Annotated in this window: 27 protein-coding genes; 16 read left to right on the forward strand and 11 right to left on the reverse strand. The window is 69.8% G+C overall.

Going from position 1 to position 25089, the window contains the following annotated elements:
- The first annotated feature begins 71 nt into the window (after window positions 1-71).
- From sepH to ACRSBM_RS37420, 3 genes are all read left to right on the forward strand, one after another.
- Window positions 72-1004: a septation protein SepH gene (gene sepH / locus ACRSBM_RS37410; protein ID WP_434451233.1), complete on the forward strand. Its 933-nt coding sequence runs from the start codon at window positions 72-74 to the stop codon at window positions 1002-1004.
- A gap of 16 nt (window positions 1005-1020) precedes the next feature.
- Complete coding sequence (locus tag ACRSBM_RS37415; RefSeq protein ID WP_434451236.1) at window positions 1021-1362, forward strand: hypothetical protein; 342 nt, start codon at window positions 1021-1023, stop codon at window positions 1360-1362.
- Window positions 1363-1511: 149 nt separating this feature from the next.
- Window positions 1512-1934, forward strand: coding sequence for a hypothetical protein (locus ACRSBM_RS37420; RefSeq protein ID WP_434451239.1), 423 nt, complete (start codon window positions 1512-1514; stop codon window positions 1932-1934).
- Here the strand turns inward: ACRSBM_RS37420 and ACRSBM_RS37425 are convergent.
- On the reverse strand, window positions 1921-2145 hold the full coding sequence (locus ACRSBM_RS37425) for a hypothetical protein (RefSeq protein ID WP_434451241.1): 225 nt from the start codon (window positions 2143-2145) through the stop codon (window positions 1921-1923). The two genes, ACRSBM_RS37420 and ACRSBM_RS37425, sit on opposite strands and share 14 nt — an antisense overlap.
- 157 nt (window positions 2146-2302) lie before the next feature.
- Here ACRSBM_RS37425 and ACRSBM_RS37430 point away from each other — a divergent pair, with 157 nt between their 5' ends.
- The 3 genes from ACRSBM_RS37430 (at window position 2303) to ACRSBM_RS37440 (ending at window position 7063) form a co-directional block, all read left to right on the forward strand.
- The gene (locus ACRSBM_RS37430) at window positions 2303-4042 is read left to right on the forward strand and encodes an ABC transporter ATP-binding protein (RefSeq protein WP_434451244.1); all 1740 of its coding nucleotides are present in this window, start codon (window positions 2303-2305) and stop codon (window positions 4040-4042) included.
- Window positions 4039-5883, forward strand: coding sequence for an ABC transporter ATP-binding protein (locus ACRSBM_RS37435; protein ID WP_434451246.1), 1845 nt, complete (start codon window positions 4039-4041; stop codon window positions 5881-5883). Before ACRSBM_RS37430 ends, ACRSBM_RS37435 begins: the two co-directional genes overlap by 4 nt.
- A gap of 562 nt (window positions 5884-6445) precedes the next feature.
- Entirely contained in the window at window positions 6446-7063 is a 618-nt protein-coding gene (locus ACRSBM_RS37440; RefSeq protein ID WP_434451248.1) for a DUF2537 domain-containing protein, read from the forward strand.
- Between the two features lie 31 nt (window positions 7064-7094).
- On the opposite strand, the gene ACRSBM_RS37445 is transcribed toward ACRSBM_RS37440, so the two are convergent.
- Window positions 7095-7886: a TrmH family RNA methyltransferase gene (locus ACRSBM_RS37445; RefSeq protein ID WP_434451251.1), complete on the reverse strand. Its 792-nt coding sequence runs from the start codon at window positions 7884-7886 to the stop codon at window positions 7095-7097.
- 209 nt (window positions 7887-8095) lie between these two features.
- On the opposite strand from ACRSBM_RS37445, the gene ACRSBM_RS37450 reads away from it, so the two are divergent.
- Window positions 8096-9592 carry a glutamate--cysteine ligase gene (locus ACRSBM_RS37450; RefSeq protein ID WP_434451254.1) on the forward strand — a complete coding sequence of 499 codons (1497 nt, stop codon included), beginning with the start codon at window positions 8096-8098 and terminating at the stop codon, window positions 9590-9592.
- An 87-nt stretch (window positions 9593-9679) separates the two neighbouring features.
- Here ACRSBM_RS37450 and ACRSBM_RS37455 read toward each other — a convergent pair whose 3' ends face one another.
- Window positions 9680-10522 carry a hypothetical protein gene (locus ACRSBM_RS37455; protein ID WP_434451257.1) on the reverse strand — a complete coding sequence of 281 codons (843 nt, stop codon included), beginning with the start codon at window positions 10520-10522 and terminating at the stop codon, window positions 9680-9682.
- Window positions 10523-10558: 36 nt separating this feature from the next.
- Entirely contained in the window at window positions 10559-10969 is a 411-nt protein-coding gene (locus ACRSBM_RS37460) for a hypothetical protein (RefSeq protein WP_045312902.1), read from the reverse strand.
- A gap of 368 nt (window positions 10970-11337) precedes the next feature.
- Between ACRSBM_RS37460 and ACRSBM_RS37465 the strand changes: the two genes are divergently transcribed.
- Entirely contained in the window at window positions 11338-11958 is a 621-nt protein-coding gene (locus ACRSBM_RS37465; protein WP_434451259.1) for a superoxide dismutase, read from the forward strand.
- Between the two features lie 129 nt (window positions 11959-12087).
- Here ACRSBM_RS37465 and ACRSBM_RS37470 read toward each other — a convergent pair whose 3' ends face one another.
- Entirely contained in the window at window positions 12088-12852 is a 765-nt protein-coding gene (locus tag ACRSBM_RS37470) for an ABC transporter permease (protein ID WP_434451262.1), read from the reverse strand.
- A gap of 61 nt (window positions 12853-12913) precedes the next feature.
- Between ACRSBM_RS37470 and ACRSBM_RS37475 the strand changes: the two genes are divergently transcribed.
- Window positions 12914-13384 carry a hypothetical protein gene (locus ACRSBM_RS37475; RefSeq protein WP_434451265.1) on the forward strand — a complete coding sequence of 157 codons (471 nt, stop codon included), beginning with the start codon at window positions 12914-12916 and terminating at the stop codon, window positions 13382-13384.
- Here ACRSBM_RS37475 and ACRSBM_RS37480 read toward each other — a convergent pair.
- Window positions 13381-13644, reverse strand: coding sequence for a DUF2530 domain-containing protein (locus ACRSBM_RS37480; protein WP_434451268.1), 264 nt, complete (start codon window positions 13642-13644; stop codon window positions 13381-13383). The two genes, ACRSBM_RS37475 and ACRSBM_RS37480, sit on opposite strands and share 4 nt — an antisense overlap.
- A gap of 16 nt (window positions 13645-13660) precedes the next feature.
- On the opposite strand from ACRSBM_RS37480, the gene ACRSBM_RS37485 reads away from it, so the two are divergent.
- Genes ACRSBM_RS37485 through ACRSBM_RS37495 form a run of 3 tightly spaced genes read left to right on the forward strand, consistent with a single transcriptional unit; the run spans window position 13661 to window position 16881 of the window.
- On the forward strand, window positions 13661-15094 hold the full coding sequence (locus ACRSBM_RS37485; protein ID WP_434451271.1) for an NCS2 family permease: 1434 nt from the start codon (window positions 13661-13663) through the stop codon (window positions 15092-15094).
- A gap of 40 nt (window positions 15095-15134) precedes the next feature.
- The gene (locus ACRSBM_RS37490) at window positions 15135-15560 is read left to right on the forward strand and encodes a MarR family winged helix-turn-helix transcriptional regulator (protein WP_434451274.1); all 426 of its coding nucleotides are present in this window, start codon (window positions 15135-15137) and stop codon (window positions 15558-15560) included.
- A 58-nt stretch (window positions 15561-15618) separates the two neighbouring features.
- Window positions 15619-16881, forward strand: a complete 1263-nt coding sequence (locus tag ACRSBM_RS37495; protein WP_434451276.1) for an MFS transporter — start codon at window positions 15619-15621, stop codon at window positions 16879-16881.
- On the opposite strand, the gene ACRSBM_RS37500 is transcribed toward ACRSBM_RS37495, so the two are convergent.
- Window positions 16878-19652, reverse strand: a complete 2775-nt coding sequence (locus ACRSBM_RS37500; RefSeq protein ID WP_434451279.1) for a sacsin N-terminal ATP-binding-like domain-containing protein — start codon at window positions 19650-19652, stop codon at window positions 16878-16880. The two genes, ACRSBM_RS37495 and ACRSBM_RS37500, sit on opposite strands and share 4 nt — an antisense overlap.
- Entirely contained in the window at window positions 19649-20386 is a 738-nt protein-coding gene (locus tag ACRSBM_RS37505) for a DUF3027 domain-containing protein (protein WP_434451281.1), read from the reverse strand. The genes ACRSBM_RS37500 and ACRSBM_RS37505 overlap by 4 nt, the downstream gene beginning before the upstream one ends.
- A gap of 58 nt (window positions 20387-20444) precedes the next feature.
- Between ACRSBM_RS37505 and ACRSBM_RS37510 the strand changes: the two genes are divergently transcribed.
- From ACRSBM_RS37510 to ACRSBM_RS37520, 3 genes are read left to right on the forward strand one after another with little or no spacing between them, the layout of a single operon-like run.
- Window positions 20445-21197: a glutaminyl-peptide cyclotransferase gene (locus tag ACRSBM_RS37510; protein ID WP_434451283.1), complete on the forward strand. Its 753-nt coding sequence runs from the start codon at window positions 20445-20447 to the stop codon at window positions 21195-21197.
- Between the two features lie 4 nt (window positions 21198-21201).
- Window positions 21202-22716, forward strand: a complete 1515-nt coding sequence (locus ACRSBM_RS37515; protein ID WP_434451285.1) for an MFS transporter — start codon at window positions 21202-21204, stop codon at window positions 22714-22716.
- Between the two features lie 31 nt (window positions 22717-22747).
- Complete coding sequence (locus ACRSBM_RS37520) at window positions 22748-23182, forward strand: DUF2771 family protein (RefSeq protein ID WP_434451288.1); 435 nt, start codon at window positions 22748-22750, stop codon at window positions 23180-23182.
- Here the strand turns inward: ACRSBM_RS37520 and ACRSBM_RS37525 are convergent, their stop codons facing one another.
- Both ACRSBM_RS37525 and ACRSBM_RS37530 read right to left on the reverse strand, forming a co-directional pair.
- Complete coding sequence (locus tag ACRSBM_RS37525) at window positions 23183-23767, reverse strand: HD domain-containing protein (protein WP_434451290.1); 585 nt, start codon at window positions 23765-23767, stop codon at window positions 23183-23185.
- A gap of 13 nt (window positions 23768-23780) precedes the next feature.
- Complete coding sequence (locus tag ACRSBM_RS37530; protein ID WP_434451293.1) at window positions 23781-24170, reverse strand: cold-shock protein; 390 nt, start codon at window positions 24168-24170, stop codon at window positions 23781-23783.
- A 124-nt stretch (window positions 24171-24294) separates the two neighbouring features.
- Between ACRSBM_RS37530 and ACRSBM_RS37535 the strand changes: the two genes are divergently transcribed.
- Window positions 24295-24498 carry a hypothetical protein gene (locus ACRSBM_RS37535; protein WP_434451296.1) on the forward strand — a complete coding sequence of 68 codons (204 nt, stop codon included), beginning with the start codon at window positions 24295-24297 and terminating at the stop codon, window positions 24496-24498.
- Here the strand turns inward: ACRSBM_RS37535 and ACRSBM_RS37540 are convergent.
- Complete coding sequence (locus tag ACRSBM_RS37540; RefSeq protein ID WP_434451298.1) at window positions 24470-25087, reverse strand: HAD family hydrolase; 618 nt, start codon at window positions 25085-25087, stop codon at window positions 24470-24472. The two genes, ACRSBM_RS37535 and ACRSBM_RS37540, sit on opposite strands and share 29 nt — an antisense overlap.
- Window positions 25088-25089 lie beyond the last annotated feature (2 nt).

Consider the following 25089-nt stretch of genomic DNA (forward strand, 5'->3'; position numbering starts at 1 on the left):
GTCTCCCACTCAAGGACGACTCGTTGTCCTAACGTTGTCTGCTGGCGAGGTGCGAATTCAGGGAGGCCACGATGCGAGCGCTGCGAGTCATCGGGCTCGACGAGGACGGCAAGTCCGTCATCCTCGAGGACCCCGAAAACCGCGGCGAGCGCTTCACGCTCCCCGCGGACGAGCGTCTTCGGGCGGCCCTGCGCGGTGACCTCGCGCGCCTCGGCCAGATGCAGATCGAGTCGGGCGAGGCCCTCATGCGGCCGCGCGAGATCCAGGCCCGCATCCGCGCCGGTGAGTCGATCGATCAGGTCGCGGCCGCCGCCGGCATGCCCACGCACCGCATCGAGCGGTTCGCCTACCCGGTCCTGCTGGAGCGTTCGCGCACGGCCGACCTGGCCCAGCGCGCGCACCCGGTCCGCGAGGACGGCCCGGACGTGCAGACGCTCGGTGAGGTCGTCGCGCACTCGTTCGGGCTGCGCGGCCACGACCTGTCCGACACCTCGTGGGACGCGTGGCGCGGCGACGACGGCCGTTGGATCGTGCAGCTGCACTGGAAGACCGGGCGCTCGGAGAACCGCGCGCACTGGGCGTTCCACCCCGGTGCGCAGGGCGGCACGGTGACGGCACTGGACGACGCGGCCGTCGACCTGATGGACCCGAACCCGAACCGGACCCTGCGCACGGTCCGGCCGGTGACGCAGCTGGCGCGGCAGGCCCTGGAGGCGACTCCGGTCCTTCCCGCCACCGTCCCGGTCGCCGAGGAGCCGGCACCCGTGCCGGTTCCCGCCCAGGCCGCGGCACCCGCTCCCGTCGTGGTGGAGAAGCCGGTCCAGGAGAACCTGCCCGAACCGGAGCCCGTGCCTGCCCCACCCGCACCGCCGGTGCAGAAGGAGCAGGAGCCCGTGGCGGAGAAGCCGGTGCGCAAGGATCCTCCTCCGAAGCGGGGGAAGAAGAACCACCCCATCGTCCCGTCGTGGGAGGACGTTTTACTGGGCGTGCGGTCGAACCGCTGAGTGAGCAGCTGACGCCATGGGACGTCGTGTCGCGCTGGCTGCCGGAGTGGGTGCACTCCTCGGGCTGGCCTGGTGGGGAATGTTCGAGCTCCTCGCCTCGGGCGCGGTCTGCTCGAAGGACGACTGGGGCTGTCTCCGCGCCTTCGTGATCGCCGCACCGGTGTTCGCGGTGGCCGGAGCGGTCGCGGGTGGGTTCGCACTGCGTTCGCTGAGCGTGTCGCGGGCATGGCTGGTGGCCGTGCCCGCGACCCTCATGGCCGTGGTCGCGATGGTGCTCCTGCTGGGGATGACTTTCCTGGCCTTCGCGGTGTTCGCCGCGCTGTACGCGTTGATCGCGCTGATCTCGACGCCGCGGTGAAGATCCGGTAGAGGACCTGTGCGGCCTGCTGCGGCTGGCGCGTCTCTGACCCGCCTGGCCGACCGCCGTCCTGGGACCGGTGGTCACGATCGCGGCCGCCGGTGGCTACGCCTTGGCTGCGGCACTGACCGCTCGTTACCGTGGGCGGCGTGACAGAGCAGAGCACCGCGGGCAGGACGGGTAGGGCGGGACGCCGGCTGTTGTTCCGGGTCGTCCTGTCGATGGCCGTCGGAGCCGGGCTGGTGCTCGGGTGGACGTGGGCGTACGAGTCGGGCTTCCTGAAGTCGTGGCTCGACAGCACGTCGATGTCGACGTTCCTGCTGCTCGTGCTGATCGGGCTGCCGCTCGCGCTCGTGTCGTCGCTGGTGCTGGCCGGGCCGGTCCTGTGGGTCTTCGGGGTGCGGCCGGTGTGGCCGATCATCCTGCTCGGGCCGGTCGTGCTGGGCATCGGGCTCTACTTCAAGGTGCACGAGCCCGTCCTCGGATGGTTCGCGAACCGGCACCACGCCGAGGCGTTGCTCGCGGCCGTCGCCTACGGGCTGGTCGCCCTGTTCACGTTCAAGAGGTCGTAGGCACGTCGTCGAGCAGGTGCAGGTTCCAGCCCTCGCGTTCGCACCAGTCCTCGGCCTCCTCGCGGGTGACGACCTTCGCGTGCCGCGGGCGGCCGCCGGCGAGGCGGTCCCAGCCGTCCGGAGCCAGGACGTAGTTCACTCCGTCGTGTGAGGCGATGAGCCGTCCGTGTGGAAACGCCATCGTCTGCTCGGTTCGCAGAAACCGCGTCATGGTGGTCATCGTGCCCTTGACCTCGACCTAAGTCGAGCCAGCAGGCTCCGGTGAGCAGAAAAACCGGATGCTGAGTGTCGGTCCTCCTTCGTAGTTTGGAGACGACCTGGAGGGGGCTCATCGCGTGAGCGATCAACGTAACTCGACAATCAGGACCTTGCAGAGGTTGTGGCCGTACGTGCGGCCGCACCGCGCACGGATGGCTGTCGTGCTGTCGGCGACGATGCTCGCGATGCTGTGCGGTCTTGGCATCCCGCTGCTCACGCAGCGCATCGTCGACGGCCCGATTCAGAACAAGGAGACCGGGCCGCTGCCCTGGTTGATCCTGGGGGTGCTGCTGCTCGGCCTCGGTGAGGCGGCGCTGTTCTACATCCGGCGCAAGATCGTCGCCCGGCCCGCCGCCGAGGTCGAGGCGCGCATGCGGTTCGACCTGTACCAGCACCTGCAGCGGCTGCCGGTGTCGTTCCACGACCGGTGGCAGTCCGGTCAGCTGCTCTCGCGCGCGACGAACGACCTCACGACCGTGCGGCGGTTCGTCGCGTTCGCGATCGTCTTCCTGATCGTGAACAGCGCGGTCGTGGTGATCGGGCTGGGCGTCATCGCGGCGCTCTCGCCGTGGCTGCTGATCGTGTCGTTGTGCGGCGCGCTGCCGTTGATGGTGATCTCGTACTTCTTCGAGGCGAAGTTCAAGGTCGTCGCGCGGCGGGCGCAGGACCAGGCGGGTGACCTGACGACGACGGTCGAGGAGTCGGTGCTCGGCATCCGGGTGCTCAAGGCGTTCGGGCGCGGGCCGGAACTGTCGAAGCGGTTCCTGGCTCAGGCCCGTGAGCTGCGCACGACGGAGCTGAACAAGATCTCGATCCTGGCCGCGCTGTGGTCGGTGCTGATCGTGCTGCCGGAGCTGTCGATCGCGGGCATGCTCGCCGTCGGCGCGGTCGGCATCGTGAACGGCTGGCTGACGGTCGGCGCGCTGGTCGCGGCGGTCGCGGTGAGCGCGTACCTGCGCTGGCCGGTCGACTCCATCGGCTGGTTGCTGGCGGAGACGAACCAGACCGCCTCGGCGCTGGAACGGTACTGGGAGGTCATCGACTCCCCCGTGACGATCACCGGCCCCGCCTCGCCCGCGCCGCTGCCCACGCCGTTGCGCGGGCACGTCCGGTTCGAGGGCGTGCGGTTCGCGTTCGACGACGGCCGCGAGGTGCTGTCGGGCATCGACCTCGACCTGCGTCCCGGCGAGACCGTGGCGCTGGTCGGCGCGACCGGCTCTGGCAAGACGACGCTGACCGCGCTGGTGCCGCGGCTCGCGGACGTGACCGGCGGCCGGATCACGATCGACGGCACCGACGTGCGGGACCTCTCCCTGGAGGACCTGAGGACTGTCGTGGGCACGGCGTTCGAGGAGCCCGTGCTGTTCTCCGCGTCGGTCACCGAGAACGTGGGGCTGGGCGTGCCGGACGTCTCCGAGACGGCGGTGCGCGAGGCGTTGCGGGTGGCCAAGGCCGAGGAGTTCGTGGAAGCGCTGCCGTGGGGTCTCGCGACCCGGATCGGCGAGCAGGGCCTGTCGCTGTCCGGTGGTCAGCGGCAACGCCTGGCGCTGGCCCGCGCGGTCGTCGGCAGGCCGGCGGTGCTGGTGCTGGACGACCCGCTGTCCGCGCTGGACGTCCACACCGAGGCCGAGGTGGAGGCCGCGCTGCGCCGGGTCCTGCGCGACACCACGGCGCTGGTGGTGGCGCACAGGTCGTCGACCGTGCAGCTCGCCGACCGCGTCGCGTTGCTGGTCGACGGCAAGATCGCCGCGATCGGCGCGCACCGGGAGTTGTTGGAGACCAACGAGGAATACCGGCGTCTGCTGTCCAGCATGGACGAGGACCTGGTCGAAGAGGAGGTGGCGTCGTGAGTGAAGTTGTCGCACCCGTTGCGGCTGAAGAAGAAGAGTGGCGCGGCGTCGCCGCCGAGGAGATCGACGAGATCTCGCACTCGACGGGCCTGCGCCTGCAGGCCCGCTCCCGCAAGCTGCTGGGTTCGTTGCTACGCCCGCACGTCGCCCGCACGTCGCTCGCGATCGCCGCGGTGGTCGGCGGCAACCTGGCGGCGCTAGCGGGCCCGCTGCTGATCGCCGCCGCGATCGACAGGGGCATCCCGTCCGCGCTGTCCGGCGGCCCGGCGATCCTGATCTGGTGCGTGGCCGGCTACGCGGTCTGCGCGGTGCTGACGACGTTCCTGCGCTGGGCGTTCCTGCGCGTCTCCGGCCGAGTCGGCCAGGACCTGCTGCTGGACCTGCGCGGCCGGATCTTCCGCCACTCGCAGGGCCTGTCCGTCGGCTTCCACGAGTCGTACACGTCCGGCAAGGTCATCTCCCGGCTGACCAGCGACGTCGACGCGTTGCAGGACCTGCTGGAAGAGGGCCTCGACAGCCTGTTCAACGCCGCGTTGTCGGTAGTGGGCATCGCGGTGATCCTGATCTGGCTGGACGCCCCGCTGGCCAGCGTCGTGATCGCGGGCTTCGTGCCGCTGTCCTTCCTGTGGCGCTGGTTCCGCCACCGCTCGATGGAGGCCTACCGCGGCACCCGCGGCGCCATCGCCAAGATCATCGTGCAGTTCGTCGAGTCCATGAACGGCATCCGCGCGGTCCAGGCGTTCCGCCGCCAGCCCCGCAACGAGCAGATCATGAACGGCTTCAACGGCCAGTTCCGCGACGCGAACACCGACGCCCTGGGCGTGATGGCCACGTTCGTGGCGACGATCCGCACCATCGGCAACGTCTCGCTGGCCGTCATCCTCGCCTGGGGCGCCTACCGAGTGGCGGGCGGCGCCCTGGAACTGGGCGTCCTGGCGGCGTTCACGCTGTACCTGCGCCGCTTCTACGACCCGTTCGACGAACTGGCGATGTTCGCGAACTCCTACTCCTCCGCCACCGCCGCCCTGGAGAAGATCTCGGGCGTCCTGGAGGAACAACCGTCGGTGCCAGAACCGAAGGCGCCCGTAGCGCTCCCCCACGCGAGAGGCGCGGTCCGCTTCGCCGACGTGGAGTTCCAGTACCCCGGCACGACCAGGCTGGTGCTCCCCCGCTTCTCCCTGGACGTCCCGGCGGGCCAGACCGTGGCCCTGGTAGGCGCGACAGGAGCCGGCAAGACCACGGTGGCGAAGCTGGTGGCCCGCTTCTACGACCCGTCAACGGGCTCCGTCCAACTGGACGGCACCGACCTGCGCTCGGTGGCGGACACAGACCTCCGCCGAGCCGTGGTGATGGTGACGCAGGAGAACTTCCTGTTCTCCGGCTCGGTAGCCGACAACATCGCACTAGGCCGCCCCACCGCCACCAGAGCGGAAATCGAAGCCGCAGCAGCCGAGGTGGGCGCACACGAGTTCATCGCCGCCCTCCCCGACGGCTACGACACAGACGTCCGCAAACGAGGCGGCCGCCTCTCCGCGGGCCAACGCCAAATGGTCGCCTTCGCGCGAGCCTTCCTGGCCAACCCAGCGGTACTGGTCCTGGACGAGGCAACCTCGTCCCTGGACGTCCCCACCGAACGCGCGGTGCAGGCAGCCCTGGAAACAGTGCTGGCGGACCGAACGGCGTTCATCATCGCCCACCGCCTGTCGACGGTCCTGATCGCAGACCGCGTACTGGTGCTGGATGGTGGCATTGTGGTGGAAGACGGCTCCCCCGAGGAGCTGATCGGTGAGCGGGGCCGCTTCGCGGCCCTGCACACGGCCTGGCGCGACTCACTCGCCTAGGCCTGCGGTCGCGTTCGCGCCAATGGGGATCTGGCGCGAACGCGACCCACGCTCCCCCCACCGGGCACCGGGCACCGGGCGACTGGAAGCGTGCCGCCCACCCCCGCACGGCAATAGCAAACGCGAAGGCGAGCACCCATACAACGCCAATGGCGAAGCCGAGGCGACCGCCAAACCCCACTGAGCAGCGGTAATGACGCAACCACCGGGCGATTGGGGCTTGACCTTGAGAGGCGGGATGCGACCGTTGAAGGGATCGGCCGGGCTCCTTATGCCCGGCCGTTTAGGCCGATGAATGCATCCCGCCAGAGGCTCAAGGTCAAGCCCCAATCGCAATCGTCGCGAAGCGGCGATGAAAAGACCCGACCCGGTAAAGGCACCAGAACCAGCCACCAACGCAAGGCGACCGCCCGCATAGGCGACCACCCCGCTGGAACCGCCGCCAACCCACGCAAACCAACCCACGCAAGCCCCCAACAGCAGTCCCTGATCCCCGCACCCGTTCTCCCCCAAACCCCGTTCCGATAGGTTCCTCCAGAAGCTCCAGACCGAGGAGGGTTCAGTGGAGTTGCGAGTCCGGGACGGCCGCGCCGTGCTAGCCGGGGAGGACCCCTCCGGCGATCACGCGGGTGAGCGCGAGGTCGACCCGCACAGCCTGCCCCTCGGTGTCGATCTGGCCGAGGCGCTGCACGAGTGGGCGAAGGTGGCCGACGCGGTCGTGCGCACCGAGACGCCTGCCGACGGCGTGGCCAGCGCGCTGGTCAGCCGCAGGGGCAAGCAGCTCGCGGGCAGGATCGCGGCGGTCATGAACACCGCGGTCCACTACACCGACCCGGTCAGCGGCGAGCAGGTCAGCGTCGACGCGCCGGCACCTCCAGACGCACCTGCCAAAGCCGTGCTGGTGGAAACCGAGGAGGAACCCGAGCCGACGCCGTGGGGCACCGGGCTCACGGTCAGTTTCATCACGGCCGCGATCGTCACGGTGACCGTGGTGTCGCTGTCCCTCGGGCTCGGCGAGACCAGCCAGTGGCTCGCGCTCGTGGCGAACGTGCTGGTCGTGGGCGGTCTGGCACCGTCAGTCTGGCTGGGCCGCCGCGTGCCGGTGTGGCGCTGGGTCGCGTACGGCGTGGTCACCGGCGTAATCGTCGCCTGGCTCGCATTGATCCTGACGCTGCTCTAGCAAGCACCTCCAATAGGCACCCCAGCAGCCCTCAGAGCAACGCGTAAAACGCTACTGCCCCGGCAGTAGCCACATTCAGCGAGTCCACGCCAGACGACATCGGAATCCGCACCGCCACGTCGGCCAAACCGATCGCCTCCTCACTGAGCCCAGGCCCCTCGGACCCCAGCAGCACCGCCACCCGGCGACCACGCAACCCCGCATCCGCAAGATGCAGGGCGGAAGCGCGCGGCGTGAGAGCGGCAACTGTATAACCCTTTTGCCGCAACAGGTTCAACGCCGCGGGCCACTCATCCGTGGTAGCGAACGGCACGCGCAGCACGTGGCCCATCGACACCCGCACGCTGCGTCGATACAGCGGATCGCTGCAGCCGGGCCCGAGCAGCACGCCGTCCACACCGAGCGCCGCGGCGTTGCGGAAGATCGAACCCAGGTTCTCGTGGTCGCCCACGCCCTCCAGCACGGCCAGGCGCTGGGCGCCGGAGACCAGCGCGTCGAACGACACCTCGGGAGCGCGGTCGGCCGCGGCCAGTACACCCCGGTTCAAGTGGAATCCGACGACCGACGCCATAACCTCTGCTGACGTCACGTAGGCGGGAACGTCCAGGTCAGAAAGGTCAAGCGCCTCGATCCGCCGCCGCACCCCGAGCAGCCCGCGCACCGGGTACGGCGAAGCCAGCAGACGTTCCACGACCACCACGCCCTCGGCGATCACGAGACCCCGTCCGCCGGGCCGGTCAGGCCTGCGATCGGCCGTCGACAGGTCGCGGAAGTCGTCCAGCCGGGGGTCAGCCGGGTCGTTGATCTCGATCACCTTCGCCACGCCGGAAGTTTCGCATCCGGCCCGGCGTGGAACAGGCGAGGTAGTCCGGAGGGCGGAACCGCACACGCCCGACCAGCGGATGATCGCTGGTTGTTACCTCGACGTGACAGAGAGCACCGATTTGGGCGATGTAAAGGGGGATTCCGCTGTGTCACGTTTGGCGTTCCGCCTGGCCCGCGCCCACCGGCGCCGAGCGAAGGGGTAGCGGCATGGGAAGCGAAGTGTCCAGCCGCACGTTCACCAGAGACGACCGCCAGCGTTATCGCGAGAAGATGCAGCGGAGTCTCGACGCACTGGCCACGATGCTGGCCGAAGACACGTTCTCCTTTCCCCGTCGGCAGATGGGACTCGAGATCGAGCTGAACCTCGTCGACGACGCGATGCGGCCGGCGATGGCGAACTCGGAGGTGCTCGAGAAGATCGACGATCCCTCGTACACGCTCGAGCTGGGACAGCAGAACCTGGAGATCAACGTCCCGCCGCGCGAGCTCGCCGGGGGCGAGATGCTTGGCCTGGAAGAGGAACTGCGGCAGTCCCTCGACAACGCCGACGCCAAGGCCCACGACGTGGGCGCGAACCTCGCCATGATCGGGGTGCTGCCCACGTTGCGGGAGAGGCACTTCGACCGCAAGTGGCTCTCCGAGGCACCGCGGTATGCACTCCTCAACGACACCATCTTCAAGGCCCGCGGCGAGGAGATGGTGCTGCACATGGAAGGCCCGGCGATGCCGGGCAAGGGCCCGGAGAGGCTGCTCAGCTACGCCGAGTCGATCCTGCCGGAAGCCGCCTGCACGTCGGTGCAGCTGCACCTGCAGGTCGAGCCGACGGACTTCGCCGCGCACTGGAACGCCGCGCAGTGCCTGGCCGGTGTGCAGGTCGCGATCGCGGCGAACTCGGCTTTCCTGCTGGGCAAGGCGCTCTGGCACGAGACCCGGATCCCGCTGTTCCAGCAGGCCACCGACACCCGCCCGGACGAGCTGAAGAACCAGGGCGTCCGTCCGCGCGTGTGGTTCGGTGAACGGTGGATCACGTCGATCTTCGACCTGTTCGAGGAGAACGTGCGCTACTTCCCCAGTCTGCTGCCGGAAACCGACGACGAGGACCCGATCGAGGCCCTCGAAGCCGGTGGCGCGCCTCGTCTTTCCGAGCTGCGCCTGCACAACGGGACGATCTGGCGCTGGAACCGCCCGGTGTACGACGTCGTCGACGGCGTTCCGCACCTGCGCGTCGAGAACCGGGTCCTGCCCGCGGGACCGACGGTGCTCGACACGATGGCGAACGCCGCCTTCTTCTACGGCACCCAGCGCGCGCTCACCGCCCAGGAACGTCCACTGTGGACTCAGATGTCGTTCCAGGCGGCCGAGGAGAACCTCTACACCGGCGCACGGCACGGGATGAACGCCCAGCTGTACTGGCCGGGCATCGGCTGGATCCCGCCGGACGAGCTGGTGCTGCGCCGGCTCCTGCCGATGGCGCACGAGGGTCTGCGCGACTGCGGTGTCTCCGACGAGGCCCGCGAACGCTACCTCGGCGTGATCGAGCAGCGCTGCCTCGCGCGGCGCACGGGATCGTCGTGGCAGCGGGAAACCGTTGCGCTGCTGGAGGAACGCGGCCTGTCCAGGGACGCGGCACTGACCGGCATGCTCAAGCGGTACATGGAACTGATGCACACCGGCGAGCCCGTGCACGCCTGGCATGTCGGCTAGAAACCTGCTGGGGCACCAGCTGGACTCGGGCAGACCGGCGTCAACGGCGCCGCCGGCCTCGCCCCGCCGCACGATCCCGGCCGAACCTCACCCTGCCAACGAAGCCAGGAACTCCTGCCACACCACCCTGGTCAGGTCGGTGTCATCGGCAGCGGCCTGGTCCACGAACACCGCGACCGCCAGCTGCGGGGTGTAGCCGACGGTCCACGGGTGCGCGCCAGGCACGCAGGCGACCCCGTTGCAACCGGGCCGCTCCTTGAGCCGCGCGGTGACCCGGTCCGCCACCTGCTGGTCGACCGCGATGTCGGTGACGACCACCTTCCGGTACAGCAGCGAACCGTCCGCGCCGGTGACCTTGGAGACGAAATACGGCTGGCGCTGGAAGCCTCCGTCAGCGATGACCGCGTACGCCGCCGTCACCTCCAGCGGGCTCATCCGCTCTCGCACCAGGTTCGGCGCACCCGCGTCAGTGAGCGGGCGGAGCACCTCCGCTGCCACTTCCTTCGGCTCGCCGCCCGCCAGATCGGTGTCCCGGCCGTGGCCGAAGTACACCCGCACGTCGCCCGACTCCGCACCGATCGCGGTCACCGATGCGCCCGGACCACCCGGCCGCGAAGCGACCAGCCGCCCGACGACAGCGGCAGCCTCCGCCTGCGCCTTTCCGTCGATCGTCGTCTGGACCACGGCACCGCCGGTCCGGAGCCGGTCGAGCGACAGCCCCTGCTCGTCGAGCTCCGTGACCACCCGGTTCACGAGGTGCGACCGCGGCCCGCCGTCGGCACTGCTCCACAGCGTCGAACCGTCCACGTACTGCAGAACGACCGCCGGCGGCTGCACCGGCGCCGGTGGGTCAGGCCTCAGCCACACCACCGCACCGACGAGCGCCACGACCAGGACCAGCGCGCCGGCATTCGGCAGAAACCGCTTCACAACTCCCCCAGAGCGAAACTCCCCAGGGGCTCGAATCTAGCGGCGCCGTCCGGACTTCAGCGGCGCGACGTCCGCACCGTCGTGGGAAGTCCGGCACTCGTCCGGCGTCACGGCCTCGACGGCCAGCGTCAGCTCACCCTTCACGCCCGTGTAGATCGACTCGCCGCGCGACGCCAGCGAGGCGTGCACGCGGTTCGAGTCGGTGAAGTCGCGCTCGTCCTTCACACGTTTCTTGCCGGTCTCCTCCGGCCGGGTCGCGCTGCGGAGGTTGACCTCCAGCCAGGCCGCGACCTCAGCCGGCGACGTCAGCACTTCCTCAGGGGTGCGTTCCAGCCGAACCTGCCGAGGAGAGGCGTGGTCGAGTGACGTGTGCTCCACATAGGCGTGCCAGTGGGTGTTGCGCATCGACCAGGTCTGTTCGACCGGCCAGTCCTCCTCGGTGGTCATGACACATATCTTCCACCCTTCACACGCGGAAACGTGAGAAGGTCACACACCTTGCTCTGGTGATCACCCGCACGGCGGAAGCGAGCCGTCGATCGCGCGTGACCAGCGACAACGTGCCCTCGTCACGTTCGCGCGCGTGTTCCAGCCGTTCGATAGCCGGCGAATCGAAATGGTTTCGTCGCGCACGGCGGGCTTGGTGGTCGCGCAACGACCCCTCCCCAACCTCCGGACCTCGGACCGGACGACAGCGAAATATTCCTCGCTGTCGGCACGGACACGCTCCGGCGGCACGGACGCCCGAGGCTGGTTGACTCGACCTTGTTGCTAGTAGATTGCAAGAGCCAAGAGAATGCAATTGGGGAGACGTCATGAGCCAGTACGTGCTGCCGGATCTCGACTACGACTACGGCGACCTCGAGCCGGCGATCATCGGTGAGATCAACGAGCTGCACCACGGCAAGCACCACGCCGCCTACGTGAAGGGCGCGAACGACACGCTGGAGCAGATCGAGGAAGCCCGCGACAAGGAGTCCTTCGGCTCCATCGTCGGCCTCGAGACCACGCTGGCGTTCCACCTGGCGGGCCACGCGCTGCACCAGGTGTGGTGGAAGAACCTCTCGCCCAACGGAGGCGACAAGCCGGTCGGCGAGCTCGCGGCCGCGATCGACGAGCACTTCGGCTCGTTCGACAAGTTCCGCGGCCAGCTCAACGCGGCCGCGTCCTCCATCCAGGGCTCTGGCTGGGGCATCCTCGCGTGGGAGCCGATCGGCCAGAAGCTGGTGACCCTGCAGCTCAAGGACCACCACTCGAACCTGTCGATCGCGACCACGCCGCTGCTCGCGTTCGACATCTGGGAGCACGCGTACTACCTGCAGTACCGCAACCTGAAGGCCGACTACATCTCGGCGCTGTGGAACGTCGTCAACTGGGAGGACGTGTCGGCCCGCTTCGAGGCCGCGCGCGCCGGCCAGAACGGTCTGCGGCTCTGACCTGAGCTTCGGCGGTGGATGCTCCGACAAGCCCCCGCTGCCGAACACGACGAGGCCCCCGCTCTGCCCAGAGCGGGGGCCTCGTCCGTTCCCGAACTGACTGCCGCTCCCACCACGAAGCGACGAGACTTAGGTTAGCCTAACTTCGCCTTCCTGGGAAGTCCTCCTGATCAAACCTCTCGCGACGAGCTCGACCACGGTGGCGACGGCGGCGGCCTCGACGGCCAGCAGGGCCAGGAGCACCACGATCTGCAGGGCACCGGCCTGCCAGACCGGCGCGCCGCCCAGCAGCATCCCGACAAAAGCACCCGGAAGGGTGACCAGGCCGACGGTCCTGGTCTGGTCGAGCGGCGGCAGCAACGCCTCGGCGGCGGGCTGCCGGACGAGCAGCCGCACCGCCGCCGGTTCGAGGAACCCCAGCGCCAGCGCCGCCTCGTACTCGCCGCGGCGATCATGCAGGGTGTCGAGGGCGCGGCGGGACGAGAGCGTCGTGGCCGTCATCGCGCCGCCGATCAGGATGCCACCCACCGGGATCAGCGCGATGCCCTCGACCGGCAGCAGACCGAGCGCGAGCAGCAGACCGAGCGCGGGCACGGTGCCCACCAGGATCGCGAGCGCCACCCAGGCGCCCCTGCGGCCGGTCTTGGTGCGGCGAGCCGAGGTCGCGGTGGCCACGACCGCCATCACAGCGAGGAACGCCCACGTGAGCCCGAGGTGGGTCAGGACGAACGTGATCACGGCGGACACGGCCGCGAGCTGGACGACGGCGCGTGCCGCCGCCTTGACGAACGGCTGCGGCCTGGTGAGACCGGTGAACCACGCGATGGCGCCGGCGGCCGCGGTGAAGACGACGCAGACGATCAGCAGCCGCACCCAGTCGGTGGCCAGGATCATGCTCGTGATCACACCCGATCATGCAGTTGCTTTCAATTCGGAATAAGTTCAGAATTGACGGGTGAACATCGTCAACGAAGTGCAGTGGAGCGAGCTGGCGCGCGATCCCAAGAGCGTCGCCGCCATCGCCGACCAACACGAGGTGCGCGTCAAGCGGCGCGACGGGGCAGACCTGATGCTGGTGCGGGCCGACCACCACGCGTATCGGCACAGCGGAGCGGTCACCGCGGCCCGCGCCATGCGATCGCTGTTCCGGCACGCGGGTCCCGACGCCGTGGCGGATGCGCTGCTCGACGAGTTCCCGTGGATCTCGGTACTGCCGAAGTCCGACCGCGCCGAGTTCGTCCAGGAGTTCGTCCGGGCGATCCTGGCGTCCGCCGAGCTCGGCCAGTGGTCCCTGCTCGCGCAGTCCGTACATGAGTGGGCCAACACCGCGATCGTGCACGCCGATCCGGAGCTCGCGCGTGCGCTCAAGGGGCCGAGCACCGGGGACTTCGGTCCGGTACCGAACCCGAAACTGACGGACAACTAGGCGTCGCCGAGGCCCTGCTGAGCCCCGCGTGATCCTCGCCTCGCGGCACGGCGTTGCCAGTAGAAGACTCCGTAACCGATGATCCCGAGCAGACCGCCGGACAGGGTCGTCCAGAGCAGGGTGCTGTTCGAGCGGTCGACGACGAGCACCACCAGGAAACCGAGGAACCACAGCGCGGTGCCACCCAGCACGACAGGCACGGGGTCTGCCAGCCTGTGCGGCAACGAAGGCGGGTGCGGGGCGGAGTCGCGTTCGGACACATCGTAAGGAGAGCAGATGCTGGACGGGTTCTTCAAGATTTCCGAGCGCGGGTCGACCGTGTCGCGCGAAGTGCGCGGCGGTGTCGTGACCTTCTTCACGATGGCCTACATCGTCGTGCTGAACCCGCTGATCATCGGCAGCTTCGCCCCGACGGGACCCGGCGCGCACCCGGACGTGCTCGGCAACATCCTCCCCGTGGGCCAGGTCGCCGCGGTGACGGCGTTGGTCGCCGGTGTCATGACCATCCTGTTCGGACTGATCGCGAACTACCCGTTCGCGCTGGCCACGGGGCTCGGCATCAACTCGTTCGTCGCGGTTTCGGTGGCCGCGAAGGTCTCGTGGCCGGAGGCGATGGGCCTCATCCTGGTCAACGGCCTGGTCGTGCTGCTGCTGGTCGTCACGGGTGTGCGGACCGCGGTGTTCAACGCCGTGCCGAACGAGCTCAAGGCCGCGATCGCCGTCGGCATCGGCCTCTTCATCACCTTCATCGGCCTGGTCGACGCCGGTTTCGTCCGCCGCCTGCCGGACGCCGCCAACACCACGGTGCCGGTCGGGCTCGGCATCAACGGCTCGATCGCGAGCTGGCCGACCCTCGTCTTCGTCGTCGGACTCGTGGTCACGGGCGTGCTGTTCGCGCGCAGGGTCAAGGGCGCGATCCTCATCGGCATCGTCGCGACGGCGATCTTCGCGATCGTCCTCGAGGCGATCGTCAAGGCCGGGCCGTCCGCCGGCGTCAACGCCAAGGGCTGGAACCTCGGCTATCCCGCCCTGCCCGACGAGTTCTTCGGCGTCCCGGACCTCTCCCTGCTCGGCGAGGTGTCGTTCGGCGCCTGGACGAGGCTCCCGGCCCTGGCCGCCGCGCTGATCGTGTTCACGCTGGTCCTGACCGACTTCTTCGACACCGTCGGCACGATGACCGGCCTCGGCAAGGAAGCGGACCTGATCGACAAGGACGGCCAGCTGCCGAACGTCAGCAAGGCCCTGTTCGTCGACGGCCTGGGCGCCGTGGCCGGTGGGGCCGCCTCCAGCTCGTCGAACACCGTCTACATCGAGTCGGCGTCCGGGATCGCGGAGGGCGCCAGGACGGGCCTCGCGAACGTCGTGACCGGCCTGCTGTTCCTGCTGGCGATGTTCTTCACCCCGCTCTACGAGGTCGTGCCGATCGAGGCGGCCGCGCCCGCGCTGGTGATCGTCGGCGCGTTGATGATGATGCAGATCCGCGAGATCGACTTCACCGACTTCACCATCGCCCTCCCCGCGTTCCTGACGATCGTCGTCATGCCGTTCACCTACTCGATCGCGAACGGCATCGGCGCCGGCTTCGTCAGCTACGTGCTGCTCAAGGCCCTGACCGGCAAGGCCCGCGGCATCCACCCGCTGATGTGGATCGTGGCGGCCGCGTTCGTCGTCTACTTCGCGCTCGCACCCATCCAGAGCCTGGTCGCCTGACCATTCGGCGTGAAACTATTTCGTGAGGTATGCTAACTACGTGGCGACAGATCAGCACGGACTGGCGAGCAGGCTGAGGCTTGCCGTCGTCCGGCTCAACCGCCGCCTGCGGGCCCAGCGCACCAACTCGTCGGTGTCGCTCACCCAGGTGTCAGCTCTGTCCACTCTGCACAAGTGCGGACCGCTGACCCCAGGCGAACTGGCGGCCAAGGAAGGCGTGCAGCCGCCGTCGATGACGCGCGTGATCGCCGCCCTGGAGGAGTTCGGCTTCGCGACGCGCAGCCCGCACCCCACTGACGGCCGTCAAGCCATTGTCGAGCTGACCGGCGAAGGCTTGTCGTACCTCGAGGACGAGATCACGGCCCGCGAAGCGTGGCTGGACAAGAAGCTCGCGGAGCTGGACCCGGAAGAACGGGAACTGCTGGCCCGGGCCGCTGACATCATCGACAGGATGGCGGGGCAGTAAGGACGTGTCGGGTTACGCGGGTGGTGGATCAGACGGTTCGCCACCTCGTCGTACCGGAATGTTCGGTTCCTTAGGCATCTACAACTATCGCCTCTACGCGTCCGGCCAGATCATCTCGCTGGTCGGCGTGTGGATGCAGCGGGTGGCTCAGGACTGGCTGGTCCTGGAGCTCTCCAACGGCTCCGCCATGGCCCTGGGTATCGCCGCCTCCCTGCAGTTCCTCCCCGTTCTGCTGCTCTCCATGTGGGGCGGCGTCCTCGCCGACCGCCTGGACAAGCGCAAGCTCCTGCTCTGGCTCGAGTCCGCGCTCGGCCTCTGCGCCCTGGCGCTGGGTCTCCTCGACGTCACCGGCGTGGTCGAGCTCTGGCACGTCTATCTGCTCTGTCTTCTGCTGGGTGCGTTCTCGGCGGTGGAAACGCCGGTGCGCCAGTCGTTCGTCGTCGAGATGGTGGGCCGCGAGTCCCTGACCAACGCCGTCGCGATCAACTCGATGATGTTCAACCTGGCCCGCATCATCGGCCCGGCGATCGCGGGCGTGACGATCGTGGCGATCGGCACCGGCTGGGTCTTCCTGGCCAACGCCATCAGCTTTGTCGGCGTCGTGGGCGGCATCTGGCTGATGCGCACGTCGCAGCTGCTGCGCTCCGAGCCCCTGCCACGCGAGAAAGGTCAGCTCCTCTCCGGCCTGCGCTACGTCCGCGGCCGCCCGGACCTGCTGACCGTGATGCTGCTGGTCTTCTTCGTCGCGACGCTGGGCATGAACTTCTACATGACCCTGGCGATCATGGCCCGCAACGTCTTCGGCGGCGACGCCGACGCCTACGGCCTGCTCTCCACCCTGATCGCCGTGGGCACCCTCGCCGGCGCGATGTGGGCCGCCCGCCGCAAGACCCCCAAGCTCACCGTGTTCATCGGCTCCGCGATCGTCTTCGGCGTCCTGGAAGTCGTCTCGGGGTTGATGCCGACGATGATCCTGACCGGCCTGATGATGATCCCGGTCGGCATCGCGATGATGACGTTCAACACGACCGCGAACGCCACCATCCAGCTGGCCGTCGAACCCGAGATGCGCGGCCGCGTGATGGGCATCTACATGCTGGTCTTCCTCGGCGGCAACCCGGTGGGCGGCCCGCTGATGGGCTGGCTGGGCGAGCTCAACGGCCGGGCGCCGATCGTCGTCGGCGGTGCCGCGTCGGCGATCGTGGCGATCACCGCGTGGATCATCCTGGTGCGGCGTGGCGACATCGGCAAACCACGGCTGCGGCGACGGAAGCAGACCTCGGCGGAGCCACGGCCGGAGCCCGCGGAGGTAGCCCGCTAACCCAGCAGCGTGGCCGCCGACGGATCGGTGATCAGCGCGGCGAACGTGTGCCGGTCCCCCCACCGTCCGGAGACCCAGGCAAGGGCCCTGGCGAGCCCCTCAGGCGTGTCGGCGGCATGGGGAACACCGTCGGCCATCCACCACTCGACCCGCTGCCCGTCGACGTGCAACTCGTCGTGGACGACGACGACCCCGTCGGGCAACGCGACCTCGAGCAGCTCGCAGGCCATCCGGACAGCCGCGAGATCAGCCCAGGACACGACGGCCCCGACGTGGTCCGGCGACCCGTCGAACTCCTCGGACGCCAGCGCGAGGTCCAGCAGGTCCGCAAGCTCCTCGGACCCGTCGGCGAGCAGCACCCGGGACGCGGGCACCACGCCCAGCAGCCAGGGATGGTCCAGCACGACGACCTCGTCCGCCGGGGCCACGGCCCCGCTCAGCACCCGAACCCGTTCGGGCGGAGCGAAATCCCCCTCCGGCAGAGCCGCGTGAGCCCGCAGCACCACGGCGTCCGCGACCACGCGGTCCGGATCCCCGAGCCGGTCCAGCACGAACTCGGCGTCGTCGTCGTCCCAGATCTCCAGCGACGACCGGACACCGGCCGCCCGCAGCACGTGCTCGGGCAGTTCGAGGTCCGGCACGGGGTCGAAGAGCCCGGACAGCAACGCGGCGTCGGCCAGCCGGTACTCCCGCGGCGCCTTGCCTGCCAGCGACGCGTGCCGGGCGATCCACCAGCCCGTGTACCCGTCGGGCTCGGTCACCGCGCGCCAGGTCACCGGGTCGGAGGCCAGCAGCCGCAGCGCCGCGGGCCAGTCGGCGACCAGGTCCAGGTCCCGGACGGCCACCACGCGTGCGGGTTCGTCCGGCACGGAGGACCACCACGCGGACTCGTCGGCGAGGTCGTGGTCCGGCCCGGAGGGCTCGTCGTCGACGACCACCGAGAACCCGTCCACCACACCGGCGGCGACCAGCGCGGCCCGCGGGTAGCTCTCGGCGATCTCCTTGGACAGCAACGGGAACGCGTCGGACTCGACCACGCCGACCAACGGGGAGTCGGGCAGCAGGAGCTCGTCGGCGCGGTGCCACTCACCGTCACCGTCGGGCAGGGCCAACGCCCCGAGCCACGGTTCCTCGCCGGCGCGCACGCCCGCCCGGTCGACCAGCCGCAGCACCGTCTCGACCAGGTCGTACCCGTCGAGTCCGGCCTCGGCGTCCTCCACCGACCGCGCCACGTTCTCGCGCAACGCGGGATCGGCCAGCAGCTCGGAAGCCCCGGCCTCGACCGCGCCCAGCCGCACCAGCAACGGGTGCACGGCGTCCGGGTGCACGACCCGCAGGCCCGGCAACGGTTCGTCGGCGATCAGCGTCGTGTGCGGGCCCGTGACGACGCGGCCGTCGGCCAGCGGCACCGGCAGCGACCGCAGGGCCTCGCGCACGTCCGGGTCCACCTCGGCCAGCGGCGCGAAGGCGGCGTAGACGTCGTGCCACCAGCCGGGGTCGCCGGAGACGCCGGCCAGCGCGGCGACCACGTCGGCCGTCGAAACCCGCGGAACTTCCAGTGCTGCCAACGCCTTCGCGTGCGCCGGGGCGGAGAGTTCGGCGTCCAGCAGTCCGGGCAGGGCGTCCTCGACGAGGTCGACGAGCTCCTCGGAGCCGACGTCCAGGACGCGGGCTCGCGCGGGCTCGATCCACTCGCCGGAGGCCAGCGGCAGCCAGGCGGCGGCACGCAACGAGCGCAGCACCGCCGTTCGCAGCCGATCGTCCACTTCGGACAGCGGGAAGCCCGGCAGCGGCACCAGCGCGGTCCGCTCGACCGCCGGAACACGGGCGACCAGGGCCGGATAAGAGGCAGCGGCGGCGTCGAGCACCGACCACGCGGCCGCGCCTGGCAGGATCCGGCGGCGCGACGGTTCGACCGGCAGGGTCGCGATCAGGCGGGCGGGCAGCGACAGGCGCTCGTCGGTCGGCGTCGGCGCGTGCAGCACGTCCTCGCCCAGCGGCGCGTCCAGCGGGTAGGCCCACGAGACAGTCCACTGAGGACGGTGCTCGACGCCCTGCACCAGCTCGGCGGGCAGTTCGCCGACCGTGCGCTCGACCAGCCAGCGCGACGAGCCGACGGTGACGACGCCGTCCGCGGTGACGAAGCGTTCCCACGACTGGGAGCCGACCTCGACGCGCCGCAGACCGGGCAGCGCCAGCAGGAGATCGGGCACCTCCGCGGCCAGGTCGTCGAGCGAGAGGTCGACCTTCAGCGGCAGCCGGATCTCGGTCGTGAAGCCGGCCGGCACGTCCTCCGTCACCGGCCACACCAGCCGCAGCACCGGCACGTCGCCGCCGCGCTCGGAGGCCAGTTCCGGCACCTCGGCACGGGTACGGGCGGCGGAGAACTCCACGCCGCCCGACACGGACACCACGCGCGGCGCGTCGGTCACGGCCAGCACGGCCGCGAAGCCGACACCGAACTGCCCCACGCCGGACTCCTTCGCCGACGCACGCAACGACGCCAGCGCCGCGACGCCGGCAGCGGTCAGCGGCGCACCCGTGTTCGCGGCACGGAGCTCACCGTCGACCAGGGTGATCCGCAGCACACCGGGCTCGGCACCGGCCGCGTCGGCCGCGTTCTGGGCGAGCTCGACGAGCAGCCGGTCCCGGTAGCCACCGAGCCGGAGGTCTTCCTCGGCGTTCGCGTCTTCACGGAAGCGGGTGGGCGAACCACGCCACGCGGCGAGGACCGAGGTGCGCAGGGCCTCGGTCCCGAACGGGTCGGTCACTCCGAAACGTCCAGAACATCCAGCTGGGCGTCGTCGTAGACCAGGTCGGCGACCGGCACCATCGGGCTGATGTCGACCTCGACCTGCGAGTGCGCGCCGCAGCCGTACTCGACGTGCACGACGCGGCCGTCCGCCGGAGCGATCTCGTTCGCGCAGACGCCGAACGCGGCGCCGAACGCGCCGGCCACGCGGGTGTAGAAGCCGCAGGTGCCGCAGTGCGCGGGGGCGCTACGGGCCATGTCCGAACGCGGGCCGAAGTCCGAGGACGCCCAGCGGTCCGCGGCCTCGAGGCGGCCCTCGCGGGACAGGACGCGGGTGCGGCCGAGGCCGATCTCCAGCGCCACCTCCTCGACGGCCGGGTCGTCCGACTGCACGTAGGCCTCGACCAGGCGCGGGTCGTCCTCGCGGGGTGGCATCAGGTCGCCGACGCCGAGGTCGCCGGCACGGACCCGTTCGCTCCACGGCACCCACTCGGGGGCGACCAGGGCGTCCTGGCCCGGCAACAGCACGACCTCGCTGACCGACACCGGGGTGCCCTCGCCCGCGTAGGCGACGGTCACGGCCCAGGTCCAGCCGCGGTAGCCCGCGTGCTCGGCGTCGAACAGGTGCGTGACGGAGTACTCGTCCTCACCGTGCACACCGACGTGAGCGCCGACGCTGTCCACACCCGCCTCTTCCTGAGCGGCGGCGCGGGCGAGATCAACGGCGTCGAGGAGCATCTCAGTCGCGGTCACATCATGAATTGTGCCGCAGGTCTTCGCCGGGACGAAAACTCGTGCCACCCTCCGTTGGGTGCGCTCACCCGTCTGGCTGGTCGTCGTCGCGGTTCTGGCCGCGTGCTCGACTCAGCAGGAAGCAAAGCCGCAGGTAGAAGTCCTGCAAAAGATTCCGCACGACACGTCGGCGTTCACCCAGGGGTTGGAACTGGTCGACGGCGTCCTCTACGAGGGCACCGGGCTGGAGGGCCAGTCGACGATGCGCGCGCTCGATCCGTCGAGCGGCAGCGTGCGGAAGAAGGTCGATCTGCCCCCGGACTTCTTCGGCGAGGGCATCACCGTCGTCGGCGACACCATCTGGCAGATCACCTGGCGCAACGGCGTCGCGATCGAACGCGACCGCGCGACCCTGGAGGAGCTCCGCCGGGTCTCCTACGAGGGCGAGGGCTGGGGCATCTGCGACGACGGTCAGCGCCTGGTCATGAGCGACGGCACCGCGAAGCTGACCTTCCGCGACCCGAAGTCGTTCGCCGAGACCGGAAGTGTGCAGGTCAGCCGCAACGGCAAGCCTCTGGAGCAGCTCAACGAGCTGGAGTGCGTCGACGGCTTGGTGTGGGCGAACGTGTGGAAGACCGACGAGATCGTCCGCATCGACCCCGCCGGCGGCCAGGTGACGAACACCTACGACCTGTCCTCGCTCAAGCCCACCGGCGACGTGGACGTCCTCAACGGCATCGCGCACGTCCCCGGCACCGACGAGTTCCTGGTCACAGGCAAGAACTGGCCCACCATCTTCCGAGTGAGGTTCAACGGGATGGGGCAGGATTGACGGTGTGACCGGCGACCGCGGACGGAGTGACGGACAGACTCCGAAGCGCTACCCGTGGCAGGACGACGAGTACCAGCCGCGGGAGCGCCGCGGACCCGCGTCCGAACACGGTTTCCAGCCGCCTCCGCGCCGCCCGCAGAACACTCGGCCGCTGCCGAACTCCGATCAGCAGACGACACCGACGCCCAAGCCGCCGCGCAAGCTCACGGTCACGCGCGTCGCGTGGTTCCGGGGCAAGCAGCTCTCGCAGCAGGCGGTCGCGGCGTTCCGGCGCGCGGCCCGCGCCGACGGGGCCGGCAAGTCCGGCATGACGTCGGTCACCTACGCGGTGATGATGAACTACGCCGCCGACGCCGCGATGGCCGTCGCGCTGGCGAACACGCTGTTCTTCAGCGCGGCGACCGCCGAGTCCAAGACCAAGGTCGCGCTCTACCTGCTGATCACGGTCGCGCCGTTCGCGTTGATCGCGCCGGTGATCGGCCCGTTGCTCGACAGGATCCAACGCGGCCGGCGGCTCGCCCTCGCGGCGTCCTGCGTGCTGCGGATCGGGCTGTCGGTCGTGATGGCGCTGAACTTCGACAACTGGCTGCTGTACCCGGCCGCGCTCGGCAGCATGGTGCTGAGCAAGTCGTTCACCGTGCTCAAGTCCGCGATCACCCCGCGCATCCTGCCGCCGGACATCACGCTGTCGAAGACCAACGCCCGCATGACGGTCTTCGGGCTGGCGGCGGGTGCGGTGTTCGGTGCGGTCGCGGCGGGCTTCGCGAACCTGTTCGGCTCGCCCGGCGCGCTGTGGTTCACCGCCGCGTTGTCCCTGGTGAACGCGTGGCTGTGCATGAAGATCCCGTCGTGGGTCGAGGTGACCGAGGGCGAGGTCCCGGCGACGCTGCGGTCCAGGTCCGCCAAGCAACCCGTGTCCCGGCACATCGTGGTCGCCTTGTGGGGCGCCGGTTCCATCCGCATGCTGACGGGGTTCCTCACGCTGTTCGCGGCTTTCGTGGTCCGCGCGCAGACCGAGGGCGACGCGGTCCGGCAGCTCCTGCTGCTCGGCGTGATCGCCGGTGCCGCGGGCGTGGGCAGCTTCCTCGGCAACGCGATCGGCGCGCGCCAGCACTTCGGCAGACCGGACGAGGTGGTCATCGGCTGCGTCGCCACGGCACTCGTCGCGACCGTCGTCGCCGCCGTGCTGCCCGGCCTCGTCACCGCCGCGATCGTCGGCCTGCTGGGCGCGACGGCGTCGTCGCTCGCCAAGATCAGTCTCGACGCGGTGATCCAGGACGACCTGCCGGACGAGTCGCGCGCGTCGGCGTTCGGCCGCTCCGAGACGATCCTGCAGCTCGCGTGGGTCTTCGGCGGCGCACTCGGCGTGCTGCTGCCCGCGACGTTCTGGGTCGGCTTCCTGGTGCTGTCCGTGCTGCTCGCGCTGGGCCTCACCCAGACGTGGATGTACCGCAACGGCACGTCGTTGCACCTGCTCGTCGGCAGGCTCGTCCGCAGGCCGGCTCAGGCGACCCCGTAGGCTTCCTGACGTGCGTCGACTTGCTTCCGTAATGGCTGCCAGCGTTCTCGTGCTGTCCGGGTGCTCGCTGCAACAGCACGACCCCGAGGTCACGTTCTACGCGAACGGCGAGACCATCCGCATCGAGCCGACGATCTACTGCGACGTCGAAGGCTCCAACTGCGCCGAGAAGAACGCGCCGGGCACGTTGAAGGTGCCGCCGGGCAAGGTCGTGCAGATCTCGGTGGACGGACAGCTCGCGGACGGCCTCTGGGAGGTCGTGTGCGTGTACGAGAACGCCGCTCGCGTGCAGGAGGGCTGCACCTCGCCGTTGCTCGGCAAGGGCGACGACTACGCCTACACGCTGGCCGTGCCGGACGACTCCGACCAGCTGCTGCGCATCGAGGTGCACGAGGCGGCCGGCGCGGTGCTGGAGACCGGCCAGCCGCTCATGCGCGGCTCGTGGGTCGTCGACGTCACCCGCTGATCAACGCTTGCCGAACGCCTCCCACCACTCGCTCGGGGCGATCCGCAGGGCCGAGTCGAGCAGGGCCTTGCCGGTGCTGGTGACCACCGACGCCTGCATGGTCTGGATGAAGCGCTCCATCTTCGAGATCCCCGCGGCCTGGTACTCCCTGGCCTGCAGCAGGAGCTCGAGCTTGTCCGCGTCCCGCGAGCAGCGCGCCTCGGGCGTGTGGTCGTCGCCCTTGGCGGACTCGTGCTCGGCGACGAGCGCCTCGATGTGCGCGGCCAGCGGCGCCGGCAGGTGCTGGACCTGGTCCCTGGCCACGGCCTCGGGCGGCATCTTCACGTCGAGGTAGAGCTTGCCGACGTACGGGATGTCGCCGATCCGCGCCTCGGGCACGTCGTGGAAGAGGCCCAGGGTCGCGGCCCGGTCCGGGTTCGCGCCCTCCTGCACGGCGATCGCGTACGCGAGAACGCCCACCCGGAACGAGTGGGCGGCCACCGACTCGGGGTTCGGCACCCCGGCGAAGAGCCACCCCGCTCTGGGCAGGCGTTTGAGCTGGCCGACCTCGTAGACGAACTCGACGATCCTGTCAGCGTCAGACATGACGCCGATCCTTTTACGGATCGAGGTCCCGCGCCACCGCCCGGACGACCTCGGCGACGAGCTTCATGTTCTTCTTGTCCGACGGGTAGCGGCCGCGGCGCAGGTCAGGCTGGACCTTGTTCTCCAGCAGCTTGATCATGTCCTCGATCAGGCCGTGCAGCTCCTCGGCGGGACGGCGGCGCGCCTCGGCGACGGACGGCGCGGGGTCGACCAGGCGCACGGACAGCGCCTGCGGGCCGCGCCGGCCCTCCGCCATGCCGAACTCGATGCGCTGGCCGGGCTTCAACCCGGTGACACCCGGAGGCAGGGCGGACTTGCGGACGTAGACGTCCTCGCCACCGTCCTGGGTGACGAATCCGAAGCCCTTCTCCGTGTCGTACCACTTGACCTTGCCGGTCGGCACCGCGCTCACCATTCCCTTGCGTCTGCACAACGAACGCGCCCAGGGCGTACCCAGGACGCGTCCCACCAGAGTAGCCAGAAGACCAGGCGGAAGGCACCTCCGTTAGCGCGACTACCCTGCCCCCATGACCGCTCCGAAGTTGATGCCGCTCGCCATCGGCCTGTTCGCCGCCGGCGTGTTGGCGATCATCGCGGTCTTCGTGCTCTTCCTCCTGGGCCACAGCGACCTGCCGGTGTGGCTGAACGTGATCGCGACCTATCTCCCGGCCGTCGGCCTGGGGCTCGGCATCATCGCGGTGATCAGGAAATCACGCCAGAAGCGGTCCTGAGCCAGTCCGGGAACTCCCGCAGGTCCTCCAGCACGACCGCGGCACCCGCCTCGGCCAGCTCCGCGCGGGAACAGGGCCCGGTGACCACGCCGACGCCCAGCGCCCCGGCCGCCGCCGCCCCGCGCATGTCGCCGACGTGGTCACCGACGTAGACGGCGGCGCCGTGCAGCTTGAGCGACTCGGCCTTGCCCGTCGACCACAGCTCGCCGTAGAGGTGGTCGACCTCCCAGGCGAGCGCTTTGAGGTGCAGCGCGGCGTTCTTGCGGTACTTGCCGGTCACGATCATGGTCTGGCCGCCCAGCTCCCGCACGCACTGCAGCGCGGCGGACGCTCCGGGCAGCGCGACCGTCGCGGGGATCACGACCTCCGGGTAGAGCGCGCGGAAGAGCGTGATCAGGTCCGGGATCTCCTCCTCGGGCACGCCCATGTCGCGGTAGATCATGTCGAGGGGCGGGCCGAGGTTCGCCGCGAAGTGCTCGCCGTCGAGGTCGTGCCCGGTGCGGGCGCCCACCTCGGTCAGGACGGCGGCCATGCCCGGTCGCGGGTCGATGAGGGTCATGTCGAGGTCGAAACCCACGGTGAACGGCACAG

The sequence above is a fragment of the Lentzea xerophila genome, from assembly GCF_051094245.1.
Classification (GTDB): Bacteria; Actinomycetota; Actinomycetes; order Mycobacteriales; family Pseudonocardiaceae; genus Lentzea; species Lentzea xerophila.